The organism is Denitromonas ohlonensis, from assembly GCF_007625205.1.
Classification (GTDB): Bacteria; Pseudomonadota; Gammaproteobacteria; order Burkholderiales; family Rhodocyclaceae; genus Nitrogeniibacter; species Nitrogeniibacter ohlonensis.
This window is the reverse complement of sequence record NZ_VMNI01000005.1, coordinates 53,693-73,648: the sequence shown is the minus strand read 5'-3', so window position 1 is coordinate 73,648 and position 19,956 is coordinate 53,693. Positions and strand designations below refer to the sequence as shown.

Sequence of the window (19,956 nt, the reverse complement as noted above, 5' to 3'; positions counted from 1 at the left end):
CATGGCAGCGCAGAATGATCTAGGCTAATACAAAAGCACTAGCCTCGGGGATCAGACTGCACCCATGCTCTTCACCAGCGCGGCCTTTGCATTCCTCTATCTCCCGATCGTTGCCCTTGTCTTCTATCTGCTGCCTCGCCGCCATCGCACGCTGGCGGCTGGCTGGCTGTTCGCCGCCTCGGTGTTTTTCTACGGCTACTGGATGCCGGAATTCGTGGCGCTGCTGCTCGGCTCCATCGTCTGGAACTACAGCGTCGGACGCCGCATCGCCACACGCGGCGCGCGCACACCGGCCGCAAAGCGCTGGCTGATCGTAGGCGTCACGGTCAACCTGCTGCTTCTGGGCTATTTCAAGTACGCTAACTTCTTCGTCGACAGCGTCAATGCGCTCGTCGGCGCCGGCTGGCATTTGGGCGAGGTGTTGCTGCCGATTGGCATCTCCTTCTTCACCTTCACCCAGATCGCCTTCCTGGCCGACGGCTACCAGAAAGGCGTGCGTGAATTCGCATTTACGCACTACGGCCTGTTCGTCACTTACTTTCCGCATCTGGTCGCCGGCCCGGTGCTCCACCACGCGCAAATGATGCCGCAGTTCCGCGATGCAGCGAACTACCGCTTCAATACCGGCAACTTCATCGGCGGTCTCGCGATCTTTGCGCTCGGCCTGTTCAAGAAGGTCGTGCTTGCCGATGGGATTTCGCCCTATGCCGACACCGTCTTCAACGCCGCTGAAGCCGGCGCGCAGCCCGATCTTGCCGAAGCCTGGATCGGTGCGCTGGCCTACACCTTCCAGCTGTACTTCGACTTCTCGGGCTACTCGGACATGGCGATCGGGCTGTCATGGATGTTTAACATCCGTCTGCCCTACAACTTCAACTCCCCCTATCGCGCCCTGTCAATTTCCGACTTCTGGCGCCGCTGGCACATGAGCCTGTCGGCGTTCCTGCGCGACTACCTCTACATTCCACTCGGCGGCAGCCAGAAAGGGCCGTCTCGGCGCTACATCAACCTCTTCATCACCATGCTGCTCGGCGGCCTTTGGCACGGCGCTGCGTGGACTTTTGTCGTCTGGGGCGGCCTGCACGGGCTATATCTGGCAATCAACCATGCCTTCCGGGCGACAGTCGCCAAGCACGCGCCGCGTTTGAGTGAGCACCTCGCCTACCGCCTGAGCGCATGGGCAATCACCCTGCTGGCGGTGATCATCGGCTGGGTGTTTTTCCGGGCCGAGAGCTTCGGTGCGGCCGGCAGGATACTGAGCGGCATGACGAGCCTGGCGATTCCGCCGGACGGCCCCCACGTCCTGCTATGGAACGCCGGGCTCGACACAATGCGCGGCTGGACGTGGTGCCTCATACTCGGCGCACTGGCCTTTCTTTGCCCAAACAGCAATCGCATCGGTGAAGCCCTGCTGGCGCGTACCCGCGCACGGCCACGGTTTTGCGCAACACTGGGCGGCACCGGTTTAAGCTTGGCCGTCTTGCTGGTTTTCATCAACGAAACGCGCTCGGCCGCCAGCGCGTTCATTTACTTCAACTTCTGATGAAAACGCTGCGCCCTGCCCTCTATCTCTTGCTTGGCGGCCTGCTCACGGTCATCGGCCTTGAGCTGACCCTACGCCTGCTGCCGGTCTCAAGCGCCACGATGGTCGACTACCATGTGAGCCCGACCATCCTGACCTATCCGCCGCACCATGACTTCACGGTGTCGACGGGCTGGGACATGAAGAACGCGCAACGCCTGCGCAGCAACAACTTCGGCTTTGTCGACACTCAGGACTTCGTGCCCAACCCAAGCGCCATCGCCGTGATCGGCGACAGCTTCGTCGAAGCCAACATGCTCGCACCGGATCAACGGGTCGGGCCCGCATTGGCACGCGTGCTGAACAACGCCACCGTCTATTCACTGGGGGGCCCCGGATCCAGCTTGCTGGACTATGCCGAACGCGCCCAACTCGCGAGCCAGCAATGGGGGGTTCAGCGCTTCGTCTTCGTACTGGAAGTCGGTGACGTGCGACAAGCACTTTGCGGATCGGGGAACCACCAAGGCCCCTGCATCACCCCCGGCTCCGGCGCCCTCGAAGCCTTCCGGCGGCCAGCAGCCAGCGGGCTGAAAACCTGGGCGCGGCACTCGGCACTGGCACAGTACGTATTCTCGCAACTCAAGTTCAACCCGTCCGCGTTGCTGGCGTCGCTACGCTCAAAAAAAACGGCACAACACACAGGCGAAAACCAATCCGATCCCGTTTCACCACAACTGGCGCGCGCCATCATCGCCCGCTTTATCGATGCACTACCCCCGACCGCGCAGCCTCCTGTACTGCTCATCGACGGACCACGCGGTCGCAGCAGTACCGACATGAGCTGGAATCTCGCCCACATGGCGCTCCTGAAGGAGATGGCCGAAACCGCTGGCGCCCGGATGATCGATCTGGCACCACGCTTTGACGCCTGGCACGCCACCAGCGCGCTATCGCTGGAGGTCGGTCCCTACGACGGCCACTGGAACCCGATCGGACACCAGATCGCGGCCGAGGCGGCGGCAGAGGCGCTTCGCGGCGACTAAGCTCAACGGCCGCTATTTCCCGACCTGATCCCCGATCACCCCGCCAACCGCCGCGCCGCCGATGGTGCCAAGCACCCCGCCATCGGTCATCACCGCTCCGGCCACGCCGCCCACGCCGGCGCCAATCGCGGCGCTGCGCTCGCGGGCGGACAAGTTGTCCCATGTACTGCATGCGCTCGTAGCCAGCAATACGATCCCTGCCAACACACCAAACATCTGCGTTTTCATATGGCCTCCTCGGACGAACGAAAATGTTTTCATTCCTGTCCGGTGGACCGCGACAACGCGCGGGAGTGCATCGCAGATGTATCCGCGCGTGTCGGCACCCCCCATCGGTGGCGCGAACATCTCAACAAAACCGCCGATATCACGTCATTGGAGGGGACATGGGCGTTACATCCGATTACCGTCGATCAACCGCACACCGCCGAGTCCACGACAGCCGCCAAGCCCCGCTATAATTCCGCTTTGACCCGTTCTGGCCGACCTCCATGACCACGCCCCTGTTCCAGTCCAGCATCACTTCCCTGCCCCTGCTCGCTCGCGGCAAAGTGCGCGACATCTACGCTGTTGATGACGAAAAATTGCTGATCGTCACCTCCGACCGCTTGTCCGCCTTCGACGTGATCCTGCCCGACCCGATTCCGCGCAAAGGCGAGGTGCTCACCGCGCTGGCCGGCTTCTGGTTTGACCGGCTGGCCCATGTGGTGCCCAACCAGCTCACCGGCATCGCGCCGGAGACTGTCGTAGCCCCGGACGAGCGCGATCAGGTCGTTGGCCGCGCGCTGGTGGTCAAACGGCTCGCCCCGCTGCCGATCGAGGCGGTGGTGCGCGGCTATGTGATCGGTTCGGGCTGGAAGGACTACCAGCAAACCGGCGCGATCTGCGGCATCACCCTGCCGGCCGGCCTCAAGCAGGCCGCCAAGCTGCCGTCGCCGATCTTCACCCCCGCCTCCAAGGCCGACGTGGGCGACCACGACGAGAACATCTCCTTCGCCGAAGCCCAGACCCGCACCGCCGCCGTACTCTCCGGCCTGCTGGCCGGCACCGGCAAGAACGGCGCCCAACTGGTCGAAGAGGCCCGCAAGGCTGCCCTGCAGCTCTACACCGAGGCGGCCAACTACGCCGCCGGCCGCGGCATCATCATTGCCGACACCAAGTTTGAATTCGGCGTCGACGCCGCCGGCACGCTGCACCTCATCGACGAAGCGCTCACGCCCGACTCCTCCCGTTTCTGGCCGGCCGACCAGTACCGCGAAGGCATCAGCCCGCCGTCCTACGACAAGCAGTACGTGCGCGACTACCTCGAAACGCTGGACTGGAACAAAACCGCGCCCGGCCCGCGCCTGCCCACCGATGTGGCGGCCCGCACCGGTGCCAAGTATGTCGAAGCCTACGAGCGCCTGACCGGCCGTCAGCTCGGCTGAACCTGCCCTGCGGCGCGCCATGCCGCAGTGCAGCTTTCCTTCGCCGTGAATGCGTTCTAGATTGACGGGGATACCCTTTCTGATCTGGAGCGTATTCATGGACAGACATGCCGACTTTCTGTCGCAGCATTTCGACCTCCCCCGCATCCGCGAAGTCCCCCCGCAACGACCGCTCGACTGGCTTCAGCGCGGCTGGTCCGACATGCGCGAAAACCTTAGCGCCAGCCTCGCCTATGGGCTGTTCTTTGCACTCGTCGGCTATCTGCTGCTGATGTTCGCCGCACCGCGGCCGTATCTGTTCTCCACCGCCATTTCCGGCTTCTTGCTGATCGGCCCGCTCGCCGCTGCCGGGCTGTATGAGATTTCGCGGCGCCATGAAGCCGGCGAACGCACCAGCCTGCGCGCTTCGCTCGCCGGCCTCCGCCAGCGTGCCGACGTGCTGTTTCATTTCGGCATCCTGCTGGCCCTGATGCTGATCGTCTGGGAGCGCGTCTCGGCCGTGGTCTTTGCACTGTTCTATGCCGACAACGTGCCCGATCTGAGCAATTTCTTCCAGTCGATCTTCTTCTCCGGTGACTACACCTTGCTGGTGCTGGCCTACATCGCCGTCGGCGGCATCCTGGCCACGGTGGTATTCAGCGCCACGGTCATCGCCATTCCGATGATGATGGGGCGCGACACCGACATGATGACGGCCATGGCCACCAGCATCCGGGCCGTCGCCACCAACCCGCTGCCCATGCTGGTCTGGGCGGTGCTCATCGTCGTGCTGATGCTGCTCGGCTTTGCCACCCTGATGGTCGGCATGGCGATCCTGCTGCCGCTGCTTGGCCACGCCTCCTGGCACGCCTACCGCGACCTGGTGGATTAACTTACCCCCGGCCGCTGCGCCGGGGGGGGGTTGATTCCCCGCCCCACGCCCCGATCTGTTTCCTAACCCCCTTCGGCCCGACCGCCGCCGCGCAGTCGCGGCCGAGTTTGCCTACAATCGGCCCATTCGCCTTTCTGGAACCGCCATGTCCGCTGTCTCCGACAACCCCCTGCTCGACTTCACCGACCTGACGCATTTCGACCGCATCACCCCGGCCGATGTCGAGCCGGCGATCCGCCATCTGCTCGACACCGCAAGCACCACGCTGGCCACCCTCGAAGCCGCCGACACCCCGGCCACCTGGGACGATTTCGTCATCCCCATGACCGAAGCCACCGAGCACCTCGGCCGCGCCTGGGGCGTGGTCGGCCACATGCACAGCGTGATGGACACGCCGCAGTGGCGTGCTGCCTACAACGACTTGCTGCCAGAAATCAGCGGCTTTTACGCCGAACTGGGGCAAAACGAAGCGCTCTACGGCAAATACCGCGCGCTGCACGACAGCGCCGAATACGCCAACCTGTCACCGGTTCGCCAACGCATCATCGACCACGAACTGCGTGACTTCCGGCTCTCCGGCGCCGAACTACCCGAGGCACAAAAGCCGCGCTTCAAGGCCATCTCCGAAGAACAATCCGCCCTCGGCGCCAAGTTCTCCGAAAACCTGCTCGACGCCACCAACGCCTTCGCCGAATGGGTCACCGACGAAGCCGAACTGGCCGGCCTGCCGGAGGACGTGGTCGCCGCCGCCCGCGCTGCGGCAGAGAAAGAAGACCGCCCCGGCTGGAAGTTCACCTTGCAGGCGCCCTCTTACGTGCCGGTGATGCAGTACGCCGACAGCGCCCGCCTGCGCGAAGTGATGTACCGCGCCAACGGCACCCGCGCCTCCGAGCATGGCAAGCCCGAGTGGGACAACGGCCCGATCATCGGCCGCCTGCTCGCGCTCGCGGCCGAAGAGGCGAAGATGCTCGGCTACGCCAGCTATGCCGAGTTGTCGCTGGTGCCCAAGATGGCCGACAGCCCCGAGCACGCACTCAGTTTTTTGCGCGAACTCGGCGTCAAGGCCAAGCCCTACGCCGAACGCGATCTGGCCGAACTGAAAGCCTTCGCGGCCAAGGAACTGGGCATCGCCGAACTAAACCCCTGGGACATGGGCTATGCCAGCGAGAAGCTGCGCCAGGCGCGCTATGCCTTCTCTGAAAACGAGGTGCGCCAATACTTCCCTGAGCCGCGCGTGCTCGACGGGCTGTTCGGCGTCATCGAATCGCTCTACGGCGTGCAGCTCAGTCACGACCGCGCCGCCGTGTGGGACCCGTCCGTCAAAGTGCTGCGTATCGAGCGCGCCGGCCAGCTCATCGGCCAGCTCTACCTCGACCTGCACGCCCGCGACACCAAGCGCGGCGGCGCCTGGATGGACTCCGCCCGCAACCGTCAGCGCAGCGGCAGCCGTCTGCTTACGCCGGTCGCCTACGTGGTGTGCAACTTCTCGCCGCCGGTCGGCGACAAGCCCGCGACGCTCACCCACGACGACGTGGTCACGCTCTTCCACGAGTTCGGCCACGCCCTGCACCATCTGCTCACCGAGGTCGATGAAGTCGCCGTCTCCGGCATTCACGGCGTGGAATGGGATGCCGTCGAGCTGCCCAGCCAGTTCATGGAAAACTTCTGCTGGGAGTGGGATGTGCTCAGCGGCATGAGCGCGCATGTGAACACGGGCGAGCCACTGCCACGCGAGCTATTCGACAAGATGCTCGCCGCCCGCCACTTCCAGAGCGGCATGCAGATGGTACGCCAGCTCGAATTCAGCCTCTTCGACCTGCGCCTCTATCACGAAGTGGACGCGACTCAGCCGGTGCCCATCGACACCGTGCTGAGCCTGCTTGAAGACGTGCGCAAGGAAGTGGCCGTCACCAAAACACCGGCCTGGCACCGCTTCCCCTTGAGCTTTTCGCATATCTTCGCGGGCGGCTATTCGGCCGGCTATTACAGCTACAAATGGGCCGAGGTGCTCTCGGCCGACGCCTTCGCGGCCTTCGAAGAAGCCGGCGAAGGCCGTGGCAGCCTGCTCGACGCCGCCACCGGCCAGCGCTTCTGGCGCGAGATCCTCGCCGTCGGCGGCAGCCGCCCGGCGCTGGAATCCTTCATCGCCTTCCGTGGCCGCGAACCACAGGTCGACGCCCTGCTACGCCACAGCGGCATGCTCGAAGCGGCGTAATGGCTGCCTCCGGGGCGGCTCAGGCCGCCTCGGCGCAGCACACCTCGGCCGGCAGCACATGGAAGTAGTCCGGCCGCCCCTTGGCCACCTTCTTCGCCGCCGCGGCCGCCGAGGCGATCGCCTCCGGGTCGCGCTGACAGTCGCGCGGAATCACCACCACCCCGACGGACAAGGATGTAATCGGGAAGAAGGCCTTGAAGCCACGCCGGTCCTCGGCATCAAGTCCGCCCTGCGCCCGCTCGGCATCGTCGTACAACGACGGCGCCTTCTCGCCAAAACTGCTGATCACCGCCCGGCAGCGCGCCGCCCAGTCTGCGCTCTGGAACAGCACCACGAAATCGTCCCCGCCGACATGCCCCAGAAAGTCACAGGTCTTGTCGCACTGCGCCGAGATGGCGCTGGCCGCCAGCTTGATCATCTCGTCGCCCCGCCAGTAGCCATAGCGGTCGTTGTAAGGTTTGAAATTGTTGAGGTCGAAATAGGCCGCGGCAAAGTCGGCACGAGCATCAAGCAGACGCCGGATATGCGCGGTAATCGGCAGGTTGCCCGGCAGACAGGTCAGCGGATTGGCCAGGCGCGCCGCCTCGATGCGCCGCTCGGTTACCGCCCGCACCAGGCCGTCGCCGGTGGCCAGCCCGGCGTAACGCCCGCCATCGGTGAGGATGAAGCCCTCACTCAGATACCCCTGGTTTTCACCCATCAGAACGCTCACCAGTGAGTCGATGGTGCTCGCCCGGTCCACCCGCAGCGGCTCGGCGTTCATGAACAGCGTGCAGGAGCGCCGGCCAAACAGATCCGAATGAAACGGCCGCGCCAGCTGGTCGACGAACATCTGCCGATGAATCAGGCCGATTGGCGTCTCGCCTTCCAGCACGGCCACCGCATGCAGCGCCGGATGCGCCGAAAACAGACGCAGTACACCCTGGCAAGTCTGGCTTGCCGTGACCGTGGGCGCGGCAATGCGCAGCGCGTCGACGGTCAGCAAGGGGTCGGCATGTTGGGGGGCGCTGGGCAAGACCGCAAGCTTCGATGAACGCAGCACCGCCATCACCGCCTCACTCAAGACGCGCGGCGGTTCGGCCTGCGGGCGGGCGAGAAAGAAGCCCTGCGCAAACCGGCAACCCAGATCGCGCACCACCGCCAGCTCTTCGGCCGTCTCGACCCCCTCGACCACCAGCGGCGTGCCAAAGGCCTTGGCCAGCCCCATCACCGTACGCAACACCTCCAGCTTGCGGCTGTCGCGGTGCACCTCGTGGACAAAATAGCGATCGATCTTGACCACTTCCGGATTGAGCTGCGACCACAGACGCAGGCTGGAGCGCCCATCGCCAAAATCGTCGATCGCCAGCTGCGGCCCCTCGGCACGCAGCGTCGCCACTGCCGCCTCGAGTGCCGCAATGTCCTCGACACGCTCATGCTCTGTCAGCTCGAACACCAGCCGCTCTGGCGCGACACCGACCTCACGCGCCAACTGAAGTACATGCCCCCCGGCGCCGACCGCAATGCGCTGCAGGGTCGGCGCGCTGACATTGAGAAACAGCTTGCCGCCCAGGCGCTGTCGTGCAAAGGCCTCGATCGCCAGCTCGCAGCAACGCTGCTCGAAGAGTTCCGTCATGCCGGCCTGGCGCGCCGCGTAAAGCAAGGCGTCAGGGGTGGCAAACGCCGTGTTTGCTGGCCCCCGCACCAGCGCCTCGTAGGCGTACACGTCACCGGCCTTGAGGCCGACAATCGGCTGAAACACGAAATGCAGCCCATCGCCCTCGATCAGTGGCTGGATGCGCTTAGCGTGGATGGGATTGAAACGAGCCGGAGTCATGGTATTCCTTGTGCGCCGCACCTAATGCTTTCGGCTGAGTGATCGACAACAACACGCCGACCTTGAATGAACTTTTCATGACACGCACAGGCGCCCGCGCTCAAGAGTGCCGCGCCGTCGCCGTTGACCCTGATGAAGCTGAACAACCGCCGGAGAGGCGCGCATGTTTGTCGCCGTGAGTCGATTCGTCATTGCCAACGGGATGGAAGAGGCCGTTAGGGCGGCCTTTGTTCACCGCCCGCATGGCGTCGACAGCGCCCCCGGTTTTCAGCGCATGGAGGTCCTACGCCCAATGGGCGAGCCAGCCGAATTCTGGTTGATGACCTGGTGGGACGACGAAGCCACGTTTGACGCCTGGCACCACAGCCACGCCTTCAAGGATGCGCACAAGGGGATGCCACCCGGCCTGCGCCTCAAGCCCGGTGAAAACCACATCACCCGCTTCGAGCGCGTCGCGGAGTAGATCGGATCATGAGCGCGACTTTCGCCCCCCTCGACCCCGAGCAGCTCACGGCGTTTTCCGCGCTTCGGGATGCCGCCATTGCCCACGCCCTAGCGGCCAGCGAAGCCGCGCACCCGGCAGTCTTTGCCCGTTTCGGACCGCGTGGCCGGGCCGCCTGCGCCGAAGACATCGCCTACCACCTGGACTTTCTCGAACCCGCTCTCGAGAGCGGTCAGGCCGACGCCTTTCTCAGCTATCTGGCCTGGCTCGCCGAGGTGCTGCGCAGCCGTGGCGTGCCGACCGGCTCGCTGCCGGACTCATTGCGCCACCTCGATGCTTTCTATCGTGGCGCCTTGCCGACGGCCGCGGCCGACACCCTCAGCCATGTGCTGAACACCGGCGTGATCCACCTGGCCAGCGGCGCCCCACCGCCCGCCTACGACCGCCCCGGCCCCGACCCCTGGGATGAAGCCGACGCCTTCCGCGACGCCATTCTCAAGGGAGAACGACGGGGCGCTCAGCGGTTGTTCGAAAGGGCGCTTGACCGAAGCAGCACGCTGATCGGCAGCGAAGTCCACGTGATCCAACCCGCCATGTACGCCATTGGTCGCGCCTGGCAAGAAAACCGCGCCAGCGTCGCGCAGGAGCATCTCGCCACGGCCATCTCCCAGTCCTTGATGGCCGCAGCCTTCGGTCAGGTCCTGCCGGCCGACGACAACGGCGGGCGGGCGCTGTTCGCCTGCACACCCGGCAACCATCACGACGTCGGCCTGCGCATGGTGTCAGACGCCTTCGAGATGGACGGCTGGCAAGCCCAGTTTCTCGGTGGCAACACCCCGCTGCCCGCACTGCTCAGCCAGTGCAGCGAATACGCCCCCCATGTCCTGTGCCTGTCGGCATCGCTGCCGCAGCACCTGCGCGCCCTCAGGACGACACTGGCCACATTGCGCCAGCACCTTGGCGACGCCTGCCCCAAGGTCATCGTCGGCGGCCTGGTGTTCAACCAGTTCCCGTCGCTGGCCGACACGCTGGACGCCCAATGGCTCGGCCCCACCGCTGAAGACGCAGCGCTCGCCGCACGCGCGCTTCTGCCACACTGAGCCATGGGCCTGCCTTCACTTCCCGACGCGCTAGACGCTCTCGAATCAGTTGTGGTGGCCGAATTCGACGCCAACATGACCCTGCACTACGGCAATGCCGGCCTCCGCCGACTGCTCAGCGACGAAAACATCGGCGCCTGGCAACTGTTCGCCGAGCCCATGCTCATCCGGTTCGATCTGCCAGACGACGGCATCCGCGTCTGTTTCGAAGGACTGATCACGGTGAATGGCCCCGGTGACCGCATGAGCTCGCTGCGTGGGCGCATCGAGGCCGACCCGCAACGCCTGCGGGTTGTCGCCGGCTACGATCTGGACCACATCCTCACCGCGACCGACACCTTGATGGAAGTGAATGCCGCGCTGGTCACCACCCAGCGCGAACTGGCACGCGCCAACCACCAGCTCACCCGCAGCGAGGCGACCATCCGGCGGCTCTCACTGACCGACCCGCTCACCGGCATCGCCAACCGGCGCGCGCTCGACTCCCACACCCAAGAGACCTTCGCCAATGGCGATGCGGACGACACGCCGGTGTGGCTGATCATTGCCGACATCGACCATTTCAAGCACGTCAACGACACCTGGGGCCATGACGCCGGCGACCAGGCGCTCACGGCAGTGGCCGCCGCCTTGCGCGAGCAATCGCGCGACTCGGATTTTGTGGCGCGATTCGGTGGCGAGGAGTTCGTCATCCTCGCACCCGGCCTGAGCCGCAACGCGGTACGCACCTACGCCGAGCGCCTGCGCCAAGGCATTGAAAACATCGACCTCCCGCTGATCGGCCGCATCACACTCAGCTTCGGCGTCGCCCGCCGCCACACCGACGACACCGGGCGCGACCTCTTCGCCCGCGCCGACGCTGCGCTCTACCGCGCAAAAGCCAATGGCCGAAACCGCGTCGAGATTGCCGACAACCGCGCTCCCGCAGCCACCGAGACGCCCCCCTGACGCGGCGGCTTGGTCGCAAGGCAAGGTCGCTGGCACAATGGCCGCTCCCTCTCCCGACGCCCCGCCATGAAGATCGCCACCTGGAACGTTAACTCCCTCAAAGTCCGCCTGCCGCATGTGCTCGACTGGCTGGCCGCGGAACAGCCCGACGTGCTCTGCCTGCAGGAATTGAAGATGGAGGACTCGGTCTTTCCGCTGGCCGAGATCCAAGCGGCCGGCTACCAAGCGGTGTTCCACGGACAAAAAACCTATAACGGCGTGGCGATTCTCAGCCGACACGCGGCGGTCGATGTCATCAAAGACATCCCGGGCTTCGATGACCCGCAGAAGCGCATCATCGCCGCCACAATCGACGATGTTCGCGTCATTTGCGGCTACTTCCCTAACGGCCAGGCGGTCGGCTCCGACAAGTTCGCCTACAAGCTGGACTGGCTCGCCGCCCTCACCGAGTGGGTGCGCGACGAGCTGCGCCAACACCCCCGACTGGTGCTGACCGGTGACTTCAACATCGCCCCCGAAGACCGCGACGCCCACCCGGCCTGGAAAGACGAGATCCATGTCTCCGCCCCCGAGCGCGCGGCTTTCGTCGCCCTCGAACTGCTCGGCCTCACCGACGCCTTCCGCCTGTTCGACCAGGACGACAAAGCCTTCTCGTGGTGGGACTACCGCATGAACGCCTTCGAACGAAACTTCGGCCTGCGCATCGACCACCTGCTCATCTCCGACCCGCTGGTGGCCGAATGCCGCCGCTGCTGGACAGACACCGCACCGCGCAAGCTCGAGCGCCCGTCCGACCACGCCCCGGTATTGATCGAACTGACCAAGTGAGCACGGGCGTCGTCCTGCTGCATGGCAAGTGGGATCAAGCGCCCTTCGCCATCGCGGCACTGACCGACGCGCTCACCGCCGCCGGCCACCGCTGGCGCCTGCCGACCCTGCCATGGGCGTTGCGCCGCCTGTACGACGCCTCTTTTGACACCGCGCTCGATCAGATCGCCGACGAAGCCGCCGCCCTGCGCCACGCCGGCTGCACTCGCGTCATCCTGTGCGGACACAGCCTCGGCGCCTGCGCCGCGCTGGCCACGGCCGTGCATCGCGGCGGCGTCGATGGACTGATTCTGCTCGCCCCCGGCCACTTCCCCGAGCGGCTCGCCGCCGACGGCCACACCGCCGCCTCACTCAGCATCGCAAAACAGGCCTTGGCGAATGGCCGTGGCCAGACGCGCATGCCGCTCATCGATGTGCATCAGGGGCGGCCCCGCCAACTGCGCATCCGCCCCGACCACTACCTCAGCTACTTCGCGCCGGAGGGCGCCGCCGCCTGGCCCGACAACTGTCGACGCCTCCCCGCGCCGCTGCCCATGCTGTGGCTGGCCGAGCGTAGCGATGGCGCAGCGCCCCCCGGAATCGACTATGCTTTCCGGCAGGCGGGCGCGCATCCGGCGAGTCGGTGGCTGCAACTCGACGCCACTCACCACGCACTGCCAGCACAAGCCATCGACACCGTGCTCGACTGGCTACCCCCTCAACACGGGCAATCCGATCATGACCGCCACCGCTGAACTCGCCGACCGCTACCCCGTCCTCTCCGAGCTGCCCCCCGCCGTACGCGACACGGTCATGGCGCGGCTTCACACCATGCAGGTGCCCGCCGGCACGGTGCTGTTCGACGACCACCAAGCCTGCGAGGGTTTTCCGTTTGTGGTGAAGGGCTCGATCCGCGTGATCAAGGCCTCGGCCAGTGGCCGCGAACTGCCGCTCTACCGGGTCGCGCCGGGCGAGACCTGCGTGATCTCATCGTCCTGCCTGCTCGGCCACGAAGACTACAACGCCCGCGGCATCGCCGAAACCGATACCGAACTGGTACTGCTGCCCAAGGCCGTCTTCGACGAACTGCTCGCCGAACCGGCCTTTCGCGGCTTTGTCTTCCATCTGTTTGCCGACCGCATCGCCGATCTGATGCACCTGATCGAAGAAGTCGCCTTTCACAAACTCGACCAGCGCCTCGCCGCACTCTTGCTCGGCAAAGGCCGGCTGCTACACACCACGCACCAGCAACTGGCCGACGAACTGGGCAGCGTGCGCGAGATTGTCAGCCGCTTGCTCAAGGGCTTTGCCGCGCAGGGGTTGGTCAAGCTGTCGCGCGAGCAGATCGAGATTGTCGACGCTGCCGGGCTACGGCGCATGGCCAGCGGCTGAACGCCTACTTTGCCGGCGACGCCGTAAACACCATGGGCGGCGGCGACTCGAAGCCCCCGGCGGTGCTGTAGCGCACCTTGAGCTGTTCGCCCTCGCGGGTGATGAAGTAGCGATGCGTACTGGTGCGGGTTTCGCTGCCCATGGTCGATTCGGAATGGGTCACAAAAGAGAGCTGCCCGTCGGTCCAAGTGGCCTCTTCCAAGGCGCGGGCGCGCCCCACAAAGCTGGCGCTGCCAAGCACGGCATTGCCCGCCAATTCAAACTCGAAGCGCTCCTGATAGGTGTCGCCCCAGTGATAGCGCACCTCGGCTTGCCAGGCGCCCGCCGGAAACGGCGGCGCTTGCGGCCCCAGCCACCACCACACGCCGGTCGCCAGCGCCGCCACCACGCCGGCCAACGCGACGCGACGATGCATCGACGGTGGCGCGCCCTGGTCGCCCAGCTCGGCCGTCAACGCGCTGATCAAGCGCGCCACATCGTCGGCCCAGCCGGCATCCGAGACCCGCACCGCGTGCCGTTGCACCAAGGGCTGCAGGTCGGACGGCAATTGGTCTTCGGTGGGGAGGGTCGCTTCGTCGAGCAGCACCGGCACCACGGGGATGCCCCGGCCCAGCGCCCGCGCGACCTCCATACGGACATAGTCGTCCGGCAAACTCAGGCGCTGCACGCCATCGCGCTCGGCACTGAGCCAGCGCGGGCCGATCAACACCAGCGCCAGATCGGCACTGTGCAAGCGTGCTTGAAGTGCGGCGGGAAAGGGCTGGCCCGGCGGCAGGTCTTCGACATCACGAAACACGCTGCCCGCGCCAAAGTGGCGCTCCAACGCATCTTCCAGCCGACCGGCATGGCCGGCGCTGTCTTCGCGTCGATAGGAGATGAAGATCTGACTCATGGGTTCCGGTCGGTGGTCGCGCTCCTTCACTCTAGTGGAGCGACAGTCCCCATGCCAGGCCAAACGGGCCAGCGCCTGCCGGCCCGCCCCGTCAGACGGTGAAGCGCGAGACCGCCCCCTGCAACTCGCCGGCGAGCGCCTCCATCTGCTCGGCCGAACTCACCGTCTGGCTGACCGCAGCATCGTTCTTGCGCGCCATCTCGGCAATGGCCTCGATGCTGTCGGTCACGCTCTGGCTGGCGGTGCGCTGGTCGTCGGTGGTCTGGGCGATCTGATCCAGCCCGCCGCGCACCTCGGCCACCGACGCATTCGCCGCATCAAGCCCGCTGGCCACCTCCTGCGCCACCGCTCGGCTGGTGGCCAGACGATCCATGCCGCTGCTCAGCGAACGTTTGACCGACCCGGACTGCGTCGACAGGGTACGCGTGATGGCGTCAATCTCGCCCGCCGAGCGGGCCGACTTCTCGGCCAGCTTGCGCACCTCGTCAGCGACCACGGCAAAGCCACGCCCCTGTTCGCCCGCCCGCGCCGCTTCGATGGCCGCATTGAGCGCGAGCAGGTTGGTCTGGTCGGCAATCTCCCGCACCTCCTGCGTCATATGGGAAATCGCCGCAGTCGACGCCACGAAGGCCTCGACAGTATCGGCCATCTCGCTGACCGCCGATTCGACCTCGGTCACCTCACCGATCAGGCGGGTCAGGCTTTTCTGCCCCGCCTGCGAACGCTCGAGACTCTCGTGTGAGCGAGCGCGCACCGCCTCCGCGCTGCCGGCAATATGGGCGATGTTTTCCATCAAGCCCTCGACCGCGGTGGCGGCGGCGTCGGTCTGCACCCGCTGCTGATGCGAACCGCCGGCCACCTGACGGGCCCCCGTCGACACCTCGCGGGCCGCACGCGCGACCTCCCCGGCCGAGGTGCTGACCTGGCGGACCAGGTCGCCCACCGTGCCCAGCATGCGGTTGAAGCTGCGCGCCGTGCGCCCGATCTCGTCCTGGCGCTCGACCGTCAGACGACGGGTCAGGTCGCCACCGCCGGCGGCAATCTCTTCCAGCCCGGCGCTCATGTGCGCCAGCGGGGTGGTGACAAAGCGACGAATGAACAGAAACACGCAGAGCATCAAGGGCACCGAAACCAGCGCCGCGAACAGGATGCTCTTGTTGCGAAAACTGCTCACTGCCGCATCGACCTCGTCAAGCGAGATGCGCATGCTCACCGCGCCCAGCGGCGTGCCCTCGGGGACCACATGGCAGGAGATGCAGTTCTTGCCCAGATAGTTGGTCGAGGCCAGCGCCGGCACGACGACGCGCAGCGCCTGCCCGGCCTCGCCGGAATTCTGCACCTCGAACTGGGCGCGGCCCTGGCGCATCGCCGCCTGCTCCAGCGCGTCCAGACCGGTGGACTCGCCCGCCGAGCCGGCCCCGAACTGGGCGCGGACCGCCTCGCCGCGAATGACCCGCAAGCCACGCACCGACGACAGCTCCTTGACCTGGTCGAGAAACACATCGCGCTGTCCGACCGTACCGGTGATCATCATCCCCGTCAGGCTCGCCATGGTCATGTCGTGGACGGACAGGGCGAAGGCACGCGCCTGGTCGACGGCGGTCTCCCGGTTCACCTGTGTTTCCCAGGCAATCAAGCCGCCGAAAGCAAACATCAGCATGACCCAGATCACGGCGGTCAACCGCAGCCAGATCGGGGTGTCGGACAAACTGCGCATGGCGGCTCCCTCATCGTTGTTATCAACGCAGATCAACGGCACCAACGCGCTGTGCTTTATTGCAAAAGCACAATTTTTTTGATCAAGGCGAGGAACGCCCCTCTGGATGCGCCGCAACAGCTTGGCGCACCGCAACACGCCGGGGTTTTATCCGTCTCAGTTCAGCTCGTCGGTGCGCACACGCGAGACAAAGGCCGCAAATTCATCAGCCGGCAGGCCGGGGCTAACCAGGAAGCCCTGGCAGGCGCTGCAGCCGAGTCCGATCAGAAAATCGAGCTGCCGCTGTGTCTCGACGCCTTCGGCCACCACGCGCAGCTTGAGGTTGCGCGCCATGGCGATGATGGTGGCGACGATCTCGGCATCGCTGGCGTCATCGGGGGTTTCGCGCACAAAGCCGCGATCGATCTTCATTTCATCGATCGGAAAGCGCTTGAGATACGCCAGGGAAGAGTAGCCGGTGCCAAAATCGTCAATCGACAGGCTCACGCCGAGCGCCTTGAGCGCGCGCAGCAAGGCGATGGCCTCTTCACCGTGGTCCATGATCATGCTTTCGGTCAGCTCGAGCTTGAGCCGATCGGCCGGCAAACCGGTGCGCTCAAGCACCTCAGCCACCACCGACACCAGATCGCGCTGTTGCAGCTGACGGCCCGACAGATTGACCGCAATCACCAGATCGGCCACCCCCGCCGCACGCCAGGCTTGCGCTTGGGCGCAGGCGGTTTCGAGCACCCAACGCCCCAGCGGCACAATCAGCCCGGTGTCTTCGGCCAGGGGGATGAAACTGGCGGGCGGAACCAGACTGCCGTCCGGATCCTGCCAACGTACCAGGGCCTCGCAGCCAACAATCTCGCCCGTGGCGGCGATGAACTGGGGCTGATAGTGGACAACGAATTCACCCGCCAGCAAGGCGCGCCGCAAGCGCCCCTCCATGGCCAGACGCTGATCAGCCGCCTCGGTGAGCGCGGCGGTATAGAAGCGAAATGTGTTGCGCCCCTGACTCTTGGCCTGATACATGGCGGCGTCCGCCTGGCGAATCAGCTCGGTGGTGGTGTCGCCATCATTCGGATACAGGCTGATGCCGATGCTGACCCCGACATACACCTCGTGACCGCTTGGCAGACGAATGGGGGCGTCCTGCAGACGGATCAAGCCCTGCGCCACCTCGGCCGCGTCTTCGGGGCGGTGGATGTCTTCAAGCACCACCAGAAACTCATCGCCGCCTAGGCGGGCGAGCGTGTCCGACTCGCGCAAGCGCGAGCGCATGCGCTGGGCGATCGCCACCAGCAATTCGTCACCCACCGGATGACCCAGGCTGTCGTTCACATCCTTGAAGCGGTCCAGATCGATGAACATGACCGCCAGCAGGCCGCCTTCGCGCTGCGCCGTTTCGAGCGCATGGTCCAGGCGGGACTGCACCAGCAAGCGATTGGGCAAATCGGTGAGCGGGTCGTAGTGCGCCAGATGTGCCAGCTGGGCTTCGGAGCGCCGAAGCCGGCTCAGATCGGTCAGCAAGGCCACATACTGCGACGGCAGCCCTGCGGCATCGCGTACGGTGCTGACGGTCAGCAACTCGGGGAAGAGCTCGCCGTTCTTGCGCCGATTCAAGACCTCGCCCTGCCAATGCCCCAGCGCATGAATGCTCGCCCACATGCTCTGGTAGAGCTCCTCACTCTCGTGCCCCGACTGCAAAATCGCCGGCGACTTGCCCAGCACCTCCTCAGCGGCATAACCCGTGATATCGGTAAACGCGGGGTTGACCGCCAGAATCCGGCGGTTCAGATCGGTGATGATGATGCCTTCGCGCGTGCTCTCGAACACCGCTGCGGCTTGCCGGCGGGCCTCCGCCGATCGACGTCGTTCAGAAATGTCCTCGACGACCGAGATGAAATAGTCTGGCACGCCCTCAGCACGCCGCACCAGAGAGACCGTCAGGTTGATCCAGATGACATGGCCGTCGCGATGAAAATAGCGCTTCTCCATGGTGTAGCCGGAGATCTCACCGGCCAGGGTGCGCTGGAGTTGCTGAAGGTCCGCATCAAGGTCGTCGGGATGCGTGATGTCCTGAAAGGTTTTGGTGAGCAACACCTCCGGCGAGTAGCCGACAATCTCACTCAGCCGCCGATTCACCCGAATCCAGCGGCCATCCGGCGCCACATGCGCTATGCCGACCGCCGCCTGATCGAAGGTGGCCCGGAATCGCACTTCGCTCTCGGTCCAGGCGGCTTCGCGTCGTGCCAGCTCATACTGCAATCGGCGATTCATCAGCACCATCGCCAGTGCGCCAAGCAGTGCGAGCGCGCCAGCGCCGAAAATCCACGGAAAGTAACGCTTCAGCAAAGGCGCGTAGTCAATCACCAGCACACGCTCGGCGGACACCGAAATCCACGGCCGGAAGATATCCGCGCGCGCTTGCGCACCGATGCGGCCAAGCACCCTGTCGATCAGATTCGCCAGTACGGCCCAATCACTGCGCACCGCGAAACGCTGGCCGTTGTTGTGCATGTCAAAGGCGGCATTGACCTTGAGATTCGACATGCCGTGCTGTTCGGCGAGATAGGTATTGACGCCCAGCACACCCACATAGGCGTCCACCTCGCCCGCCGACAGTGCGCGCAACCCATCGAGCGGCGTCTCGACGTAGGACGGCTTCAGCGATGAGTAGCGGCTCATCACCTGCTTGCTCGACGAATACTCTCTGACCAGCGCCAGGCGCAGCTCGGCCAGCGCGTTGACCGACTCCAGCTGGGGGGCACTGTGCTGCGTCATGACCACCAGTGGGGTCGGCAGATAGATCTCGGTGAAGGCGGCATAGGCCTCACGCTCGGGCAAGCGCACCATCGTGGCAATTGCATCGATGCGGCGCGCCTTGAGCGCCTCGACCAGTTCCGGCCAGCTCAGATGGACGACCGGTTCAAATCGCACCCCCAGCGCATCGGAAATCCGCGCGGAAAACACCGCCGCGACGCCCGAAAACTCGCCGTTGGCATCCACAAAGGAATACGGCGCGTAGCCGGGGTCGATACCCACCCGAATCACCGGGTGCTCAGCCAGCCAGGCTTTCTCGGCGCGACTGAGTTGCAATGGTGCTGGCGCGTTTTCGGCCTGCGCGTCAGGTACACCGCTGAGCGCGAAGACGCTCAAGGCGAATAACGCGCAGACACTCAGCCGACAAAGGAAGGCGCGAATCCGCATGCATCCTCACGCTGCGCGCAGCGGCGCAGAATCCCGAAAACTCAAGTCAACTATCGACCGCGCACGCCCACACTTGAGCCGCGAAAATGAATGAGGCATGACGACCGCCATGACCAGCGCCGTCACGAACCAGCTCGCCGCGCCCGACGCCCCCGGCAGTCGCGCTGCCGGCCCTGCCATTTCGGTCGCCGACACCGCCCCCGGCCGGGACAGCCCGCCGCTTGCGCTACCCGCCCAAACCTTACCCACGATCACTGTGTAACCAAGGTTACAGACGCGCCACATCGCGGCGCAGTCTAATAGGCCCACTTTCGCAATTCTGGAACAAGGAGCTGGCCATGAAACTGAACGTTGGTGGAATCGACAAAGTCCTGCGCATCGTCGCAGGGATCGGACTCATTGCCTGGGCGCTGATGGGTGGGCCGGTGTGGGCCTGGATTGGCGTTGTGCCGCTGGCCACTGGCGCGCTGGGCTGGTGCCCGGCCTACACGCTGCTGGGCATGAACACCTGCCCGATGAAGAAGAGCTGAACGCAGACCGCTCAAAAGCAACACGCCGGGCTTGCCCGGCGT

At 65.3% G+C, this 19,956-nt stretch carries 18 protein-coding genes; 13 read left to right on the top strand and 5 right to left on the bottom strand.

All coding sequences use genetic code 11. The features are described 5' to 3' along the window. The first annotated feature begins 64 nt into the window (after positions 1-64). Together FHP89_RS05065 and FHP89_RS05060 are read left to right on the top strand one after the other, a co-directional pair. A complete protein-coding gene (locus FHP89_RS05065) occupies positions 65-1,543 on the top strand; it encodes an MBOAT family O-acyltransferase (RefSeq protein WP_144179497.1) in 1,479 nt (492 codons plus the stop codon). Continuing rightward, positions 1,543-2,565 carry a hypothetical protein gene (locus tag FHP89_RS05060; RefSeq protein ID WP_144224963.1) on the top strand — a complete coding sequence of 341 codons (1,023 nt, stop codon included), beginning with the start codon at positions 1,543-1,545 and terminating at the stop codon, positions 2,563-2,565. Before FHP89_RS05065 ends, FHP89_RS05060 begins: the two co-directional genes overlap by 1 nt. A 12-nt stretch (positions 2,566-2,577) precedes the next feature. On the opposite strand, the gene FHP89_RS05055 is transcribed toward FHP89_RS05060, so the two are convergent. Next, positions 2,578-2,793, bottom strand: a complete 216-nt coding sequence (locus tag FHP89_RS05055) for a glycine zipper 2TM domain-containing protein (RefSeq protein ID WP_260851478.1) — start codon at positions 2,791-2,793, stop codon at positions 2,578-2,580. A 263-nt stretch (positions 2,794-3,056) separates the two neighbouring features. Between FHP89_RS05055 and FHP89_RS05050 the strand changes: the two genes are divergently transcribed. The 3 genes from FHP89_RS05050 (at position 3,057) to FHP89_RS05040 (ending at position 7,078) form a co-directional block, all read left to right on the top strand. Continuing rightward, positions 3,057-3,992, top strand: a complete 936-nt coding sequence (locus FHP89_RS05050; RefSeq protein ID WP_144179495.1) for a phosphoribosylaminoimidazolesuccinocarboxamide synthase — start codon at positions 3,057-3,059, stop codon at positions 3,990-3,992. Positions 3,993-4,089: 97 nt separating this feature from the next. Next, positions 4,090-4,863 carry a DUF2189 domain-containing protein gene (locus FHP89_RS05045; RefSeq protein ID WP_144179494.1) on the top strand — a complete coding sequence of 258 codons (774 nt, stop codon included), beginning with the start codon at positions 4,090-4,092 and terminating at the stop codon, positions 4,861-4,863. A gap of 145 nt (positions 4,864-5,008) precedes the next feature. After that, entirely contained in the window at positions 5,009-7,078 is a 2,070-nt protein-coding gene (locus tag FHP89_RS05040; protein ID WP_144179493.1) for a M3 family metallopeptidase, read from the top strand. 19 nt (positions 7,079-7,097) lie between these two features. On the opposite strand, the gene FHP89_RS05035 is transcribed toward FHP89_RS05040, so the two are convergent. Further along, a complete protein-coding gene (locus tag FHP89_RS05035; RefSeq protein WP_144179492.1) occupies positions 7,098-8,894 on the bottom strand; it encodes an EAL domain-containing protein in 1,797 nt (598 codons plus the stop codon). Between the two features lie 163 nt (positions 8,895-9,057). Here FHP89_RS05035 and FHP89_RS05030 point away from each other — a divergent pair, with 163 nt between their 5' ends. The 6 genes from FHP89_RS05030 (at position 9,058) to FHP89_RS05005 (ending at position 13,583) form a co-directional block, all read left to right on the top strand. Then, positions 9,058-9,357: an antibiotic biosynthesis monooxygenase family protein gene (locus FHP89_RS05030; protein WP_144179491.1), complete on the top strand. Its 300-nt coding sequence runs from the start codon at positions 9,058-9,060 to the stop codon at positions 9,355-9,357. 8 nt (positions 9,358-9,365) lie between these two features. Further along, positions 9,366-10,436 (top strand): cobalamin B12-binding domain-containing protein, encoded by a 1,071-nt coding sequence (locus FHP89_RS05025; protein ID WP_144179490.1) that lies wholly within the window; start codon positions 9,366-9,368, stop codon positions 10,434-10,436. 54 nt (positions 10,437-10,490) lie between these two features. Then, positions 10,491-11,384, top strand: coding sequence for a GGDEF domain-containing protein (locus tag FHP89_RS05020; protein WP_186300389.1), 894 nt, complete (start codon positions 10,491-10,493; stop codon positions 11,382-11,384). 66 nt (positions 11,385-11,450) lie between these two features. Then, a complete protein-coding gene (xth, locus tag FHP89_RS05015; RefSeq protein ID WP_144179488.1) occupies positions 11,451-12,212 on the top strand; it encodes an exodeoxyribonuclease III in 762 nt (253 codons plus the stop codon). Next, the gene (locus FHP89_RS05010; RefSeq protein WP_186300388.1) at positions 12,209-12,946 is read left to right on the top strand and encodes an alpha/beta fold hydrolase; all 738 of its coding nucleotides are present in this window, start codon (positions 12,209-12,211) and stop codon (positions 12,944-12,946) included. Before xth ends, FHP89_RS05010 begins: the two co-directional genes overlap by 4 nt. Continuing rightward, entirely contained in the window at positions 12,930-13,583 is a 654-nt protein-coding gene (locus FHP89_RS05005) for a Crp/Fnr family transcriptional regulator (protein WP_144179486.1), read from the top strand. Before FHP89_RS05010 ends, FHP89_RS05005 begins: the two co-directional genes overlap by 17 nt. Positions 13,584-13,587: 4 nt before the next feature. Here the strand turns inward: FHP89_RS05005 and FHP89_RS05000 are convergent, their stop codons facing one another. Both FHP89_RS05000 and FHP89_RS04995 read right to left on the bottom strand, forming a co-directional pair. Beyond that, positions 13,588-14,475 (bottom strand): toll/interleukin-1 receptor domain-containing protein, encoded by an 888-nt coding sequence (locus tag FHP89_RS05000; protein ID WP_144179485.1) that lies wholly within the window; start codon positions 14,473-14,475, stop codon positions 13,588-13,590. A gap of 91 nt (positions 14,476-14,566) precedes the next feature. Beyond that, positions 14,567-16,192: a methyl-accepting chemotaxis protein gene (locus tag FHP89_RS04995; RefSeq protein WP_144179484.1), complete on the bottom strand. Its 1,626-nt coding sequence runs from the start codon at positions 16,190-16,192 to the stop codon at positions 14,567-14,569. On the opposite strand from FHP89_RS04995, the gene FHP89_RS20905 reads away from it, so the two are divergent. Next, positions 16,134-16,274, top strand: coding sequence for a hypothetical protein (locus FHP89_RS20905; RefSeq protein WP_186300401.1), 141 nt, complete (start codon positions 16,134-16,136; stop codon positions 16,272-16,274). The genes FHP89_RS04995 and FHP89_RS20905 overlap by 59 nt on opposite strands. A 74-nt stretch (positions 16,275-16,348) precedes the next feature. Here the strand turns inward: FHP89_RS20905 and FHP89_RS04990 are convergent, their stop codons facing one another. Next, positions 16,349-19,333 carry an EAL domain-containing protein gene (locus tag FHP89_RS04990; protein ID WP_222105316.1) on the bottom strand — a complete coding sequence of 995 codons (2,985 nt, stop codon included), beginning with the start codon at positions 19,331-19,333 and terminating at the stop codon, positions 16,349-16,351. A 389-nt stretch (positions 19,334-19,722) separates the two neighbouring features. On the opposite strand from FHP89_RS04990, the gene FHP89_RS04980 reads away from it, so the two are divergent. Next, positions 19,723-19,914 (top strand): YgaP family membrane protein, encoded by a 192-nt coding sequence (locus tag FHP89_RS04980; protein WP_144179481.1) that lies wholly within the window; start codon positions 19,723-19,725, stop codon positions 19,912-19,914. The last annotated feature ends 42 nt before the right edge of the window (positions 19,915-19,956 follow it).